Source organism: Streptomyces sp. CNZ301 (assembly GCF_004217425.1).
This window is the reverse complement of the sequence record NZ_SHLG01000001.1, coordinates 5,175,401-5,188,444: the sequence shown is the minus strand read 5'-3', so window position 1 is coordinate 5,188,444 and position 13,044 is coordinate 5,175,401. Positions and strand designations below refer to the sequence as shown.

At 70.6% G+C, this 13,044-nt stretch carries 12 protein-coding genes; 2 read left to right on the top strand and 10 right to left on the bottom strand.

Features of this window, described 5'->3' with window-relative positions:
* Nucleotides 1–9 precede the first annotated feature (9 nt).
* Complete coding sequence (locus EV375_RS22410; protein WP_130301215.1) at nt 10–2,160, bottom strand: aconitate hydratase; 2,151 nt, start codon at nt 2,158–2,160, stop codon at nt 10–12.
* 153 nt (nt 2,161–2,313) lie between these two features.
* The gene (locus EV375_RS22405) at nt 2,314–3,090 is read right to left on the bottom strand and encodes a TetR/AcrR family transcriptional regulator (RefSeq protein ID WP_486588643.1); all 777 of its coding nucleotides are present in this window, start codon (nt 3,088–3,090) and stop codon (nt 2,314–2,316) included.
* A 173-nt stretch (nt 3,091–3,263) separates the two neighbouring features.
* Between EV375_RS22405 and EV375_RS22400 the strand changes: the two genes are divergently transcribed.
* Together EV375_RS22400 and EV375_RS22395 are read left to right on the top strand one after the other, a co-directional pair.
* Nucleotides 3,264–4,469, top strand: coding sequence for a cytochrome P450 (locus EV375_RS22400; protein ID WP_130301213.1), 1,206 nt, complete (start codon nt 3,264–3,266; stop codon nt 4,467–4,469).
* Nucleotides 4,470–4,522: 53 nt separating this feature from the next.
* Nucleotides 4,523–4,720: a (4Fe-4S)-binding protein gene (locus EV375_RS22395; protein ID WP_130301212.1), complete on the top strand. Its 198-nt coding sequence runs from the start codon at nt 4,523–4,525 to the stop codon at nt 4,718–4,720.
* 40 nt (nt 4,721–4,760) lie between these two features.
* Here EV375_RS22395 and EV375_RS22390 read toward each other — a convergent pair whose 3' ends face one another.
* The 8 genes from EV375_RS22390 to EV375_RS22355 all read right to left on the bottom strand — a co-directional run bounded on the left by EV375_RS22390 (nt 4,761) and on the right by EV375_RS22355 (nt 12,052).
* Entirely contained in the window at nt 4,761–5,180 is a 420-nt protein-coding gene (locus EV375_RS22390) for a PPOX class F420-dependent oxidoreductase (protein ID WP_130301211.1), read from the bottom strand.
* 119 nt (nt 5,181–5,299) lie between these two features.
* Nucleotides 5,300–6,628 (bottom strand): UbiA family prenyltransferase, encoded by a 1,329-nt coding sequence (locus EV375_RS22385; protein ID WP_486588642.1) that lies wholly within the window; start codon nt 6,626–6,628, stop codon nt 5,300–5,302.
* Between the two features lie 90 nt (nt 6,629–6,718).
* The gene (locus tag EV375_RS22380; RefSeq protein WP_130301210.1) at nt 6,719–7,975 is read right to left on the bottom strand and encodes a cytochrome P450; all 1,257 of its coding nucleotides are present in this window, start codon (nt 7,973–7,975) and stop codon (nt 6,719–6,721) included.
* Nucleotides 7,972–9,249, bottom strand: a complete 1,278-nt coding sequence (locus EV375_RS22375; protein ID WP_486588641.1) for a cytochrome P450 family protein — start codon at nt 9,247–9,249, stop codon at nt 7,972–7,974. Before EV375_RS22375 ends, EV375_RS22380 begins: the two co-directional genes overlap by 4 nt.
* Nucleotides 9,246–9,854: a GTP-binding protein gene (locus tag EV375_RS22370; RefSeq protein ID WP_055484145.1), complete on the bottom strand. Its 609-nt coding sequence runs from the start codon at nt 9,852–9,854 to the stop codon at nt 9,246–9,248. Before EV375_RS22370 ends, EV375_RS22375 begins: the two co-directional genes overlap by 4 nt.
* A complete protein-coding gene (locus EV375_RS22365) occupies nt 9,826–10,161 on the bottom strand; it encodes a DUF742 domain-containing protein (protein ID WP_130301209.1) in 336 nt (111 codons plus the stop codon). Before EV375_RS22365 ends, EV375_RS22370 begins: the two co-directional genes overlap by 29 nt.
* A 29-nt stretch (nt 10,162–10,190) precedes the next feature.
* A complete protein-coding gene (locus tag EV375_RS22360; RefSeq protein ID WP_130301208.1) occupies nt 10,191–10,595 on the bottom strand; it encodes a roadblock/LC7 domain-containing protein in 405 nt (134 codons plus the stop codon).
* The gene (locus EV375_RS22355) at nt 10,592–12,052 is read right to left on the bottom strand and encodes an ATP-binding protein (RefSeq protein ID WP_165434798.1); all 1,461 of its coding nucleotides are present in this window, start codon (nt 12,050–12,052) and stop codon (nt 10,592–10,594) included. Before EV375_RS22355 ends, EV375_RS22360 begins: the two co-directional genes overlap by 4 nt.
* Between the last annotated feature and the right edge of the window lie 992 nt (nt 12,053–13,044).

The window sequence follows — 13,044 nt, the reverse complement described above, 5'->3', positions numbered from 1 at the left end:
ACCCGCCCGCTACCGGGCGGTGCCGGCCGTGCCGGCCGTGCCCGCCGACTCGGCCGTGTCCGCCGTGCCCGCCGACTCGGCCGTGTCCGCCGTGCCCGCCGACTCGGCCGTGTCCGCCGTGTCCGCCGACTCGGCCGTGCCCGCCGCCAGGGCCGGAATGACGCCGCCCGCCCGTACGACCTCCCGCTGCCGGGCGGAGAGACGGTGCCTCACCGCGTACGCCTCGTCGCGGGTGACGTTCCGCAGCCGCAACGTTCCTCCTGCCGCGTCCGCCTCCTCCCCGAGGGCGTCGCGCAGGCCGTCGAGGCGGAGCACGTCGCCTCTGCTGATGCGCTCGCCGTCGCCGCAGTCCTCGAACTCCAGCGGCAGCACACCGAAGTTGACGAGGTTCTGCCAGTGGATGCGCGCGAAGGACTTGGCGACGACGGCACGCAGCCCGAGATGGCGCGGCGTGATCGCGGCATGCTCCCGCGAGGAACCCTGGCCGTAGTTGTCACCGCCGACGACGAAGTGCCCGTTGCCGCTCCCCTGCCCGGCCGCCTCCGCAGCCCTCCGCGGATAGTCCGGGTCGAGGCGGGCGAAGGTGAACTCGGCGAGCTTCGGAATGTTCGACCGGTACGGCAGCGCCCGAGCGCCGGCCGGGGAGATCTCGTCCGTGGAGACATCGTCGCCCGCCTTCAGCAGCACCGGGCCCTCCAGGGTCTCCGGCAGCGGGTCGAATTCGGGCAGCTCGGAGACGTTCGGTCCGCGTTCGAGTTCCACGCAGGCCGCGTCGCCGACGGGAAGCGGCGCCTCCAGCATCTGCGTGTTCACGGCGGCCGGCTCCGGCAGTTCGATGTTCGGCGCCTCCATCCCCGCGTCGGCGGCCCAGTCGCGCGGGTCGGTGATGACGCCGGTCAGCGCGGAGGCGACGGCCGTCTCCGGGGAGCACAGCCACACGGAGTCCTCCTCCGTCCCCGAACGCCCGGGAAAGTTGCGGGGGAACGTGCGCAGCGAGTTGCTTCCCACGGCCGGCGCCTGCCCCATGCCGATGCAGCCGAGGCAGCCGCTCTGGTGCAGCCGGGCACCGGCGGAGACGAGGTCGAGGGTGCCGCCGGAACGGGTGAGGTCCTGGAGGATCTCGCGCGACGTCGGGTTGACGTCGAGGCTCACGCCGTCGGCGGTGCGGCGCCCCGCGACCATGGCCGCGGAGACGGCGAAGTCCCGCAGCCCGGGATTGGCGGAGGAGCCGATCACGGCCTGGTCGACGGGCCGGCCCGCGACCTCGCGTACGGACACCACGTCGCCCGGCGAGGAGGGCCGGGCGATGAGGGGTTCGAGGGACGAGAGGTCGATCTCCTCGTCGAGGTCGTAGACGGCGCCGGGCTCCGCGGTGAGCGGGACGAAGTCCTCCTCGCGGCCCTCGGACCGCAGGAAGCCCCGCACGGCGTCGTCGGAGGGGAAGACGCTCGCGGTGGCGCCCAGTTCGGCGCCCATGCCGGCGATGACGTGCCGGTCCATCGCGGACAGGGAAGCCAGGCCCGGGCCGTGGTATTCGAGGACGCGGTTGACGGCGCCCTTGACTCCGTGGCGGCGCAGCAGCTCCAGGATGACGTCCTTGGCGCTCACCCACGGCGGCAGCTCTCCCGTCAGGCGGATGCCCCAGATCCGTGGCATACGCACGTACAGGGGGCGGCCGGCCATGGCCAGCGCCACCTCCAGCCCGCCGACGCCGATGGCCAGCATGCCGAGCGAACCGGCCGCACACGTATGGGAGTCGGAGCCCGCGAGGGTCTTGCCGGGAACGCCGAAGCGCTGCATGTGGGTGGGGTGCGAGACGCCGTTGCCCGGCTTGGAGTACCAGAGGCCGAAGCGGCGGGCGGCGGAACGCAGGAACGCGTGGTCCTCGGCGTTGCGCTCGTCGGCCTGGAGGATGTTGTGGTCCACGTACTGGACGCTGACCTCGGTACGGACCCGGTCCAGGCCGAGCGATTCCAGCTCCTGCATCACCAGCGTCCCGGTGGCGTCCTGGGTGAGGGTCTGGTCGATGCGCAGACCGATCTCCTCGTCGGGCCGCGCCTCGCCTTCGACCAGGTGGCCGTCGATGAGGCGCTGCGTCACGGTTCCCCGGGCGGCGCGGCCCGTGACCGTCGTGAGCGCCTCCTCGTCCGCGCCGGCCATGGCGGGGCTCCCTCCTGCTGTGGTGTGCTCCGGTGCTCGCCTTCGGCTACCCGGCGGGACGGTGTTGTACGTGCGGGGGAAATCACGGAGTCCGGAACCGGCACCCGAGAACCCTCCGGAAGGGAGCGGCGCCGGCGCCTTCCCAGGGATTCGTCAGCGGCGGAGGTCGCGCTTGCGCTGTTCGTCGAAGTCGCCCACGGACAGCGGGTCTCCGGGCAGGGACGTGTTGCCCGGGCGGGCCCGCAGGCCGTCGAGCATGAGCCCCATGGCGCGTTCCGCGGCGGCACCGGCCGAGCCGTCGGGCGGGTCGGGAGCGCGGCGCAGCAGGAGCGAGAGCAGGGCGGCGACGTCGCCGGTGCCGATGTCGCGGCGCAACGTCCCCTCCTCCTGGGCCGCCTTCACCACCCGGTCGAGGACGCCGAGCAGCTCGTCGCGGAACCGGCCCGTCCCGGGGTCGTCCCGGACGGTTTCGCGGACCAGCCGGGAGTGGACGGCGAGCTGGACGCTCAGCTGAAGCTCCTGGGAGCTGCACAGCATCCGTACGAGCGCCTCCCACGCGCCCGGCTCCTCGGCGACCGCCGCGCGGGACTCCTCCAGCACGCGGGCGAAGGTGTCCCGGGCGACGGCGCGGATCAGGGCCTCCCGGTCGGGGAAACGCCGGTAGAGCGTGGCGACTCCGACGGAGGCCCGGCGGGCGACGTCCTCCATCGGTACGTCGGGCCCGCGGAGGGTGAACATCTCCTTGGCGGCCGCGAGGATCTTCCGCCGGTTGCGCAGCGCGTCCGCCCTCAGCGGCGTTCCGGAGCCGGTGCCGGTACCGGTCGCCGAAGCGGACGCGGTGCCGGACACCGCGGACGCCGCTTGCGTCTCCGAGCAGGACCCCGCGTCCGTCACGTAGCCCGTCACTGCATCGGTCTCCGAGTCCGTCACGGACCCGGAGCTTGCGCTGGAGCTGGAGCCGGCCGCCATGTCCCCGCCTTTCCACGGAAGTTGGCTGATTCTTTCACCTCGCCATGTGGACGAAAATCATCCACTTAACTACCGTGAAACGGCGCCCTGTTGAAGATCCGCCACGTGAAGTCCATGTCCCTGATTGGGGTTCCATGACGAGCGATCAGCCCACGGTGACGCTCCCCGTCCCGCGTACGTGCCCGTTCTCACCGCCCGCGGAGTACGAGCGGATGCGCGAGAGAGAACCGGTCTCCCGCGTCGCCCTGCCCGGCGGCCGCACCGCCTGGGCGCTGACCCGGCACGAGGACGTACGGGCGATGCTGGCCGACCCGCGCTTCAGCTCCGACCGCACCCGGCCAGGCTTCCCCGTGCTCGTCGAGGGGCAGCAGCAACTGGCCGCACGGTTCCGGCTGTCGCTGATCTCGATGGACCCGCCCGAACACGGCCAGGCCCGCCGGGCGGTGGTCGGCGAGTTCACCGTCAAGCGGATGGCGGCGCTGCGGCCGCGCATCCAGCAGATCGTGGACGAGCACGTGGACGCCCTGCTGGCCGGCCCCCGTCCGGCCGACCTCGTCCGCACGCTGTCGCTGCCGGTCCCGTCCCTGGTCATCTGCGAGCTGCTGGGAGTGCCGTACGCCGACCACGAGTTCTTCCAGTCACGCTCGGCGCGGCTGCTGCGCCGGACCGAGCCGATGGCCGGACGCGAGCAGGCCCGCGACGAACTCCGCACGTACCTCGACGAGTTGATCACGGCGAAGGAGCAGGACCCCACCGACGACCTGCTCGGCAGGCAGGTGCTCAAGCAGCGGGAGACGGGCAGGGGCGACCACGCGGACCTGGTGAGTCTCGCCGTGCTGCTGCTCATCGCGGGACACGAGACGACGGCGAACATGATCTCACTGGGCACGCTCGCCCTCCTGGAGCACCCCGGCGAGCGGGCACGGCTCGGCGAGGACCCGGACGCCGTGCCGGACGCCGTCGAGGAACTGCTGCGCTACTTCAGCATCGTCGACGCCGTCACCTCCCGGGTGGCCACGGAGGACGTCGAGATCGGCGGAGCGCTCATCCGGGCCGGTGAAGGCGTGCTCGGGCTCGGCAGCTCCGCGAACCACGACCCCGCCGTCTTCCCCCGCCCCGGCGAACTCGACGTCGGGCGCGGCGACCGGCACCACGTGGCCTTCGGGTACGGCGCCCATCAGTGCCTCGGCCAGAACCTGGCGCGGATGGAGCTTCAGCTGGTCTTCGAGACCTTGTTCCGGCGCGTTCCGGGACTGCGCCTCGCCGCGCCCGTGGACGAACTGCCCTTCAAGGACGACAGCACCGTCTACGGACTCCACGAACTGCCGGTCACCTGGTAGCCGTGGCAGCGCCCGCCCCGACACCCGAAGACGGCACAGGAGAAGGAGAACCGATGCGCATCGTCGCGGACACCACGCTTTGCGTCGGCGCGGGCCAGTGCGTGCTCAGCGAGCCCTCGGTGTTCGACCAGGACGAGGAGGACGGCACCGTCCTCGTCCTGGCCGAACGGCCCGCGGAGGCCGCACTGGACGGCGTGCGGGAGGCGGTCGGAACATGTCCCAGCCAGGCGCTCTCCCTCACGGAGGAGTGACGGGGAGCGGGGCGGTCGTGCCGGGCCGGGGCGCGGTCCGTCATCCCGCCTGGCCGCTGTCCTTCAGTGAGCCCCAGCCGTGCCACCGGTCGATCTCGATCCACGCACTGACCCTGCCGCGGGCGCGCTGCGGATACCGCTTGCCCAGATAGTGGTTCGCGAGCCGGTCGATGTCGGTCAGCCCCTCGTCGTCACGGAATTCGGTGACCCGGCCGATGAGACTCACGTGGGTGTACCAGTTGCCCTCGTCGAGGACGGTGAGGGTGACGCGGGGATCGTTGCGCATGTGTGCCAGCCGCTTGCGGCCCTCGTCCATGTTGACCAGGACCCGGCCCCGCTCCCACAGGTACCAGGTGGCCGTGGACACCGGCTGGCCGTCGGACCGCAGCGTCGTGATGACGGCCGGGTTGGCCTTCTCCAGCACGGCCACGGCCTCGTCGGGAAGCGGCGGTTTCGACATGGGCGGACTCCTCGGCTGTCGTGTCTGCTGCTGCGTTTCCGTTGTGACGCGTAGCCGCGTACCCGGAGGCACGGCCGCGTACCCGGAGACCCACGTCCGGGCACCGGCAGGGCGGGCGTTCACAGCAGCACGACGGCGGTGGCGAGGACGAAGGTGTACCACCACTCCACGAACCGCTGCGTGCGGTGGTCCTGCGCCGGTGTGCGCAGCAGCAGGACGCGGGCGGCGAGCAGCAGGCTCAGGCCGGCCAGTGCCGCGTCGATGGCGGCCGTCCACCAGTGGAACCCGGCGGGCTCCACCATCACGAAGTGCGTGACGGGAAGCAGCACCGCGAAGCTGCCGGCGAAGTAGAGGCGGCAGGGAAGGTCGCCGAGGACGACGGGCATCGTGCGCCGTCCCAGGGTCAGGTCGCCCTCCACGTCCCGCAGATCCTGGACGCCGATGATCAGGAACGTCATCGCGGCCATGGTGAGGATCCAGTGCCACACGGTCGTCGTGAGGGGCGTGACCATCTGCCAGGCGGGGGCGAGCTGGGAGACGACGCCGAGGGCGATCAGGAGGTTCTTGACGAACCAGTGCCGGTGGCCTCCCCACGCGTAGTGGAGCATGAACAGCAGCTGCCACAGCAGAGCCCACTCCACCACGCCCAGGAGCAGGCCGACTGCGGGAAAGAGCACGTGGACGGCGGCCAGGCGGCGTTTCGCCCCGCGCATGGTGCTGTCCCCGGTGACCAGGGGACGGAAGGGCTTGTTGAGCCTGTCCTCCTCCACGCCTGTTATCTGGTTGATGAGGCTCGACCCGTAGATGAAGAGCCAGAAGTACAGCACGGCCCCCGCCAGGGTGACGGCGGCGGCGAACGGCCCGAGCCCCGCGTTCCGTACGGCCGCGACGACGAAGCAGGACGCGGGTACGACGGTCGACCACAGGTCGTTGCTGTTGAAGCGGTAGCTGATGAAGATCTCGCGCCACAGGTGGGCGGGCAGCCGGCTCAGCGCCGCCACGAGGCCCCGCTGGTTCCCGGGCGCCGCGTCGCCCGCCGCCTTCTCCCCTGCCGCCTTCTCCCCTGCCGGCTTCCCGACCGCCGGGGTCCCGTTCCCGGTCCCGTTCTCCGCCCAGGCCCGGGGCCGGGGCCAGGCCCGGATCCGGGACGGGGGACGGGGCCGGGTCCGGGCCGCCGCCCGGGTCTTCGGACCGCTCCCGGTCCTGGTGATGCGCGGGGCTCCGATGCGAGCCGCCGGGCCCCCACCCGGCTCGCCTCCGGGGGATGCCTCCGCGTCCGGGTACTCCTGTCCGTCGAGCATGGTCGTCGCGCCTTCCGTGAAGAACCTCGGTGGTGCTTCTGGCAGCTGCTGCGTGCGGACGTGCGAGTTCGGTCCGTACGTGGGCAGACGCGCGACGTGCCCCTGCTCCCCCTCCCCGTACGGTCCGGGCCGGCTGGAGCGGCCCATGGTCGAGTCCCCCCGGCCGGGGCCGCGGGAGGGACGGCCGGGCTCACCGCCCGCCGCCCCCGCCGCCGCCCAAGACCGGCCGGAGAGGGGCTAACCCGCCGGCCGGCCGAGCCGTACGGGCAGCGTGGTGACGCTGTTGGAGAACATCGAGGGCACCGGGTCGAGGGTCCCCGGTACGGCTCCGAGGATCATGTCCGGGAAGCGCGCGAAGAGTTCACGCAGCGCGATGGTCGCCTCCAGCCGCGCGAGGGGTGCACCGAGACAGGCGTGCACGCCGTGCCCGAACGAGAGGTGCCGTGCCTGTTCGCGGCTGATGTCGAAGGTGTCCGCGTCGGGGCCGTGCTGCTGCGGGTCCCTGCCGACCGCGCTGTACGGGGCCATGATCGGCTCGCCCGCCGGGATGGTGACACCGGCGATCTCGATGTCCTCCGTCGAGTACCGGAAGGGGAAGTTGCCGATGGGCGCCTCCCACCGCAGCGTCTCCTCGACCACCGCGGGCCACATGTCCTCCTCGCCCTTGGTGAGGGCCAGTTGGTCCGGGTGCGTCAGCAGCGCGCGCACGGCGTTCACGATCAGGCTGAGCGTGGTCTCGTGCCCGGCCGAGAGCATCACGAGGAGCGTGCCGACGAGTTCCTCCGGCGTCAGCGCGTCCGGCTCGGCCTCCCGTGCGGAGATGAGGGCGCTGGTGAGGTCGTCCCCCCGTTCCCTGCCGCGCAGTTCGACGACGCGGGCCAGCAACTGGTAGACGGCGATCTGGTTCGCGCCGACGACCTCCGGGGACAGGTCGGAGCGGAAGATCTTGTCAACCGCCTCGCGCAGCTCCGGACGTTCGTGGTCCGGGATGCCGAAGAGATCGCTGATGACCTGCATGGGCACCGGGTAGGCAAAGTGCTTGCGCAGGTCGACGGTGCCGTCCGGGTCCGCGTGCGACGGCAGCGCCTGAAGGAGGTTCTCGACGATCTCGGAGGTGCGGGGCCGCAGATCCTCCACGCGGCGTGCCGTGAAGGTCTGGCTGACGAGCTTGCGCAGCCGGCGGTGCTCGGCGCCGTCCGCCGTCACCATGTTGGTGACCTTGACCATGCCGATCAGCGGCCAGTCGTCGGGGATCTCGCCCCGCTGCATGGCGCCCCAGTTGTGCCAGTCCTTGGAGATGCGCGGGTCCATCACCAGGTCGTTGAGGAGGTTGTGGCGCGTGACGCTCCACGCCTCCACGTCCCCCGGCAGTTTCACGCGCACCACCGGGCCGAGCCCGCGCAGTCTCGCGGCCTCCCCCTGGTGGTCGCGGCCGTGGGGGTCCAGTTCCAGGACGGGTACGCCCGGTGCGGATGATGCCTGGTCGGCCGTCATACGGTCTCTCCAATGGGACGGGCGGCGGATGCCGGCGCGGTGCGGATCTCGTGGGGTACGGCGAAGGCGACGGGCAGTCGGGTCGGGCAGCGGGTCCACGGCGACGGGTTCCAGGTGACCTCGCCGGGCGTGACGGTCAGCCGCAGGCCGGGCAGCAGGTGCAGCGCGGTGTCCACGGCGGTACGGGTGATCACGCGGGAGGTGTCCTGCGCGGGGCACATGTGCGGTCCGGCCGAATAGGCCACGTGCGCACGGTTGTTGGCCGGACGGTGTCCGCCCGGCGCGAGAGCCGGGTCCGAGTTGGCGGCGGAGAGCCCGAGGATGAGCACGTCGCCGTGGCGGATGAACTGGCCGCCCAGTTCGATGTCGCGCAGCGCGTAGCGCGCGGGCATGTGCGTCATGGGCGGTTCGCGCCACAACACCTCGTCGAGGGCGTCGTCCACGCCGAGCTGGCCGCTGCGCAGACGGTCGTCGAACGAGGTGTCCGTGATCATCCGGTAGAGGGTGTGCGCGATCCAGCAGGTCGTGGTCTCGTTCCCGGCGGAGATCATCACCACCATGGACTGGAGGACTTCGGGATCGTCCTGAAGGTTCGGGTGGTTCATCAGGGCGGTCGTCAGATCGTCGGTCGGGTTCGCCTGCCGCTCACGCAGGGTGTCGAAGAGGATCTGCTCGAAGCTGCGGTTGCCGACCTGGGAGTCGGTCTGGCTGCTGAACAGCGCGATCAGGGCGGCGCGCAGCTCGTGGCCCTGACGGGTGTCGAGCCCGAAGAGTCTCGCGACGGCCAGCATCGGCACGTACGCCGCGTAGTCGGCGACCAGGTCGGCTTTGCCGAACTGGGCGAAGGTGTTGATGAGTTCCTTGCAGATGCCCTGCACCTGACGGCGCAGCGCGCGGTGGTTGATGCGTCCGACTCCGTCGTCCAGGGGCTGCCGCAGGCGCCGGTGCTCCTGCTGGTCGGCGCCGATGACGTTGGGCCGGTAGGCCATCATCGGCAGCAGCCCCGAGTCGGGGGACACGATGCCGTCGTTGAGGTCCCGCCAGTTGCGCGCGTCACGCGAGAAGAGCGCCTCGCGTTCGGTGATGATGCGCAGCTGTTCGAGACCCATCACGAGCCACCCGGGCACCCCGGGCTCCAGCTCGACGGGGGCCACCGGGCCGTACTGGAGACGGAGTTGGTGGTAGATGCGGTGCGGGTCTCTGGACTGGGTGATGTCCGTGAGCGAGACGAGCGTCCCGGAGTCGAAGGGACGCGTCGGTGCCGGTGTGGTCACGCAACCTTCTCCTGAGCTTTGATGCGGGCGGCGTACTCGACGAGGGAGATCAGTGCCTGCGTCGAGGAATGACGGTCGCGGGCGTCGACGTGGACGAGCGGAGTCTCCGGAAGCAGGTCGAGCGCCTCGCGCAGATCCGCCTCGCTGTAGTGAGCCGAATCCGGGAACTGGTTGATGGCGACGGCGAACGGGAGGCTCCGCACGTCGAGTTGGTCGAGAATCTCGAAGCTGTCCTCGATCCTTCTCGTGTCGACGAGCACCAGCAGCCCGATCGACCCGATGACCAGCCCCTCCCACAGGTCCCAGAAGCGGCGCTGGCCGGGCGTGCCGAAGAGGTAGAGCACCATCCGGGAGCTGAGCGTGATCCGCCCGAAGTCCATGGCCACGGTCGTGGCGGTCTTCCCCGACAGTCCGGTGAGGTCGTCCACGCCGGTGCTGGCCTGGGTGATGGTCTCCTCGGTGCGCAGCGGATCGATCTCGCTGACGCTCCCCACGAGCGTCGTCTTGCCCACCCCGAACGAGCCGACGACGAGGATCTTCAGCGCCTGGTCGACAGTGGGTGCCAGGTAGCGCCTCTCAGGCGCTGAGTTGTCTGCGGAGTCCATCCAGTACCTCTTGGAGTATGTGCACGTCGGGAAGCTGCGCCTTGGGGACCTGGGAACGAGTGGTCAGGTAACCGGCGTCGATCAGGTCGCAGGCGAGGATCGTGACGACGCTGACCGACAGGCCCAGGTGCGCCGCGGACTCCGCCACGGAGAGCCTGTTGCGGCACATCTGCCACAGCATCCGTTCCTGCCGGCTGGCGGTCACCGGGAGTTCGGTGCCGTCGGGGTCGACGGACTCCAGCAGCGTCTCGACCGCCAGCCGTTGACGAGGGCGAGCGCGCCCGCCGGTCAGCACGTAGGGGCGCACAGGTCCCCTTCTCGGTCCTCTCGGTCGGGTCACGTCGCTGAGTGCCTCCTCGGCGGGCTGCCCTGGTGGTCGCCGAACCGCTGCACCTGGAGCACCATCTGCGAGGCGATCACTCCCGGGTCGACCTTGTTGCTGGTGATCACCGCGAGGCGCGACCCGTCCCCTGCTCCGCGCAGGAAGAGGAAGCCGCCTTTCCACTCGACCATGTGCTGTTTCAGTCCGCCTTCGCCGAAGCGCCCCGCCAGGCTGACGCCCAGCGACTGGAGCCCGGCCGCCGCCGCGGCGAGCGTGTCGGCCTCGTCGACGCCGAGGTCGTTCGTACGGGCGCGGACCAGCCCGTCGGCGCTGAGGACCACCGCGTGCTGGACGCCGGGGACATCAGCTACGTCACTGAGCATCCAGGACTGGTCGTGCGCGGCTGCTTCGTGACTCATCGGTGGTCGTCCCCCTGGGGCGAATCGGTTTCATCATCGGTCGAAGAGGTCCGGCCTCCCAGCACGAAGGAGCTCATGAAGGAAGCGGCGGCTTCCGGGTCCTCGTCGCTGCCGACACTGGTCTGCTCTGTCTCGACGGGAGCGGCGGGGCGTGAATTGCGCGGCGAGCGCCTGCGCGGCAGGCCCACGGCGGGAGCTTCCGGACCCGAGGGGTCCGCGGAGCTCTCGGTCCGCTCCCGGGTGAACGCGGAAGCGGGCTCGGGGGCGGGCTCGGGAGCGGGCGCCGGCGTACGGACCGGCGCGGCCTCCTGCGGACGGGGGCGCACCGGGAGGGGGTTCTCCCTCCGCTCGGCGTGTTCGGTCTGCTCCGCCACCGGTTCTTCGGCCTCCCGGCCGGCGGTGCCTTCGGGCACGGGCATCGTGTACACCGGGTCGATCGCTTCGAGGAGGTCCATGGGAACGAGTACGACGGCGCGGATGCCTCCGTACGGTGAACGCCCCAGGCTCACCCTGATCTTGAGCCGGCGTGCGATGTTGCCGACCACCGCCAGGCCCACCTGCGGGGTCTGGAGGTCGCGGATGCTCACGTCGCGCGGGCCGGCGACGAGTTCGAGGGCCTTCTGGAGGCGGGCCTCCGTCATGCCCGTACCGCGGTCGTCGATCTGGATGACGGCTCCGGACGGAACGGCCTCCAGCTGCGCGGTGACCTCCTTGCTGCTGGGGCTGTAGGTAGTCGCGTTCCCCAGGATCTCCGCGACGAGGTGGATGAGCCATTCGGCCGCGAAGTCCTTGACGCCCAGGTCGGGATCGCCGCCGATGACCACGCGCTGGTAGTCGGTGATCTGGCCGCCGGCGGCGCGGACGATGTCCGTGAGGGGGACCGTCTCCTGCCACTGCTGCCCGGTCCACGAACCGCCGAGGATGCGCAGGCTCTGCGCGTGGTGGGCGAAGGTCGTCGCCAAGTGGTCGATTTCGATGCCGAGTTCGGGCAGTCCCGGTTCCGGCCGGTCGATCAGCGCGCCGGCCTTCTCCTGGATCTGGAGACCGCCCGTCTGGAGCCGCTGGGCGAGGAAGACGATCGCGTGCTCACAGGCGTCCTGGATGTCGACGAGCTCCTCGTCGACCTCGTCGAGCGCGCCGCTGAGCAGCTTCGCCGTCTGGGGGCTCAGGTTGGGGAGGGGGGAGTCGGGCTTGCGCCGCTCCGTGAGCACGACGTGCAGATCGCGGCACCACGTCTCGAGGGACTCGTGGAAGGCTTCGAACTGGGACTGCGACCAGGTCTGCCACTGTTCCGTCAGGCGCGCCCTCTCCGAGCCGACCTGGAGGTCGGCGGCGCGCTGCACCTGCTCGGCCTGCTCCGTGCAGCGGTCTGCATGGCGTATGTCCTCACGGTGCATCCGCCAGAGGTGCGGCAGGCACGCCAGAAGTCCCACGGCCGCGACGGATCCGCTCGCCATTACCGCGGGGGACCTCGTCCACCAGCTGACCATCTGCGCGATGACCGCGACAGCCGCGAGCAAAAGCGCGGCCGGCCACACGGTCTGGCGTCTGAACCCTGTCCGGTCTGTTAAAGATTCGGTACTCAATAGGTTGACCGCAACTTTCAGTTATCGATGACAAGTGGAGCGGGCTGACGCGGCGTCAGTGTAGATGCCGTCACCCTGAGTGGGAAGCTCGGGCAGAAGGAAGTTGAGAGCCTGTTTCAATCGCCGCGGCAACAGCCATCGGCGCTCATTCAATAAGCCTGTGACTTGCGATTTCTCCAGGCGCGGAGGCCGGGCGATTCCGTTGTGCCGTCAAACGGAGGCGCAGGCACCGCAGTGGGCGCAGGGCTGGTTCCGCGCCTGTACTTCTCCCCCCGCATTCCTTTCGCCGCTGGTGAGCGGAACGCACGGGTGACGCCGGGCAATGCCTCCGTGCGCGGCCGCCCCGGCGAATGCGCGCGGCAACCCCGACCGATCGCCCACCAACAGGAACAATTCTCGCCAGCATCATGAGAGCGGATCAGCGAGAAAAACAACAGAAATGAGAGAAACAACAAAAACAAGAGGAACACGAGAGAAACAACGGAAAACCCGTTGGAACGGCCCGTACTCGGGTCGGATCGGTGCAACAGGCGTGCATCGCCCGCGGGAAGACCGTCTGCTGAACCGATCCGGCCCGTCGGACGGGGCTTTCCCGCGGTCTCACACCTGTCATGGCGACGTGTACCCGAGTTCGCCCGCTGAATCCGGCCGGCCGTTCGGGAATCCCGGCAGCCGCTCCGGAGGTTCCTCGGTTCCTCGGGGGGACGGCAACCGGCCCCGCCCGGCTCGGCTCGGCGCACGAGTCGGTCTCGCCTCCCGTCCCCGCAGTCCTGAACAGGCGTGCGGGCCCCGGTACGTTCGGGGCCCGCAGCCGCCACGGGCGACGGCCCGCGCGCGTCAATGCCGCGCGGGCTTCAACGGCC

Coding starts and splice junctions, on each gene's coding strand:
- EV375_RS22390 (WP_130301211.1), bottom strand. CDS start 5,180: ATGTCGAAACCGCCGCTTCCCGACGAGGCCGTGGCCGTGCTGGAGAAG.
- EV375_RS22370 (WP_055484145.1), bottom strand. CDS start 9,854: ATGGACTCCGCAGACAACTCAGCGCCTGAGAGGCGCTACCTGGCACCC.
- EV375_RS22355 (WP_165434798.1), bottom strand. CDS start 12,052: ATGGCGAGCGGATCCGTCGCGGCCGTGGGACTTCTGGCGTGCCTGCCG.
- EV375_RS22400 (WP_130301213.1), top strand. CDS start 3,264: ATGACGAGCGATCAGCCCACGGTGACGCTCCCCGTCCCGCGTACGTGC.
- EV375_RS22410 (WP_130301215.1), bottom strand. CDS start 2,160: ATGGCCGGCGCGGACGAGGAGGCGCTCACGACGGTCACGGGCCGCGCC.
- EV375_RS22380 (WP_130301210.1), bottom strand. CDS start 7,975: ATGACGGCCGACCAGGCATCATCCGCACCGGGCGTACCCGTCCTGGAA.
- EV375_RS22385 (WP_486588642.1), bottom strand. CDS start 6,628: ATGGGCCGCTCCAGCCGGCCCGGACCGTACGGGGAGGGGGAGCAGGGG.
- EV375_RS22395 (WP_130301212.1), top strand. CDS start 4,523: ATGCGCATCGTCGCGGACACCACGCTTTGCGTCGGCGCGGGCCAGTGC.
- EV375_RS22360 (WP_130301208.1), bottom strand. CDS start 10,595: ATGAGTCACGAAGCAGCCGCGCACGACCAGTCCTGGATGCTCAGTGAC.